We start from the raw sequence: 307 nt of genomic DNA on the forward strand, positions 1-307 counted from the left end.
TCGAGACCGAGGGTCTGGCGACGGACAGCAACCGCGCGGCGGTCGCCGATCTGGGCGGCCAGTGGGTCGACCGTTTCCTCGACCGGACGGGGCTAAATTACATCGTGCTAGACATGGACAGCTCGGTCAGCCCGACGCACGGTGCGCAGGAGGGCACCGCCTGGAACGGCCATTTCGGCAGCGCCTGCTACCACCCGCTCTTCGTGTTCAACCAGTTCGGCATGCTGGAGCGCTGCGCCTTGCGGCCCGGCAACGTCCACAGCGCCGACGGCTGGAAAGCGGTTCTGGAGCCGGTGATGCGGCGCTA

1 protein-coding gene is annotated in these 307 nt (G+C 67.4%); it reads left to right on the forward strand.

What is annotated here, in order from left to right; all coding sequences use genetic code 11:
• Positions 1-307, forward strand: a 307-nt coding sequence (locus EU800_RS26380) for a transposase (RefSeq protein ID WP_165354871.1), incomplete at both ends; no start/stop codon positions are given.

This window comes from Tropicimonas sp. IMCC6043 (genome assembly GCF_004146235.1).
In the GTDB taxonomy this organism is placed as follows: Bacteria; Pseudomonadota; Alphaproteobacteria; order Rhodobacterales; family Rhodobacteraceae; genus Tropicimonas.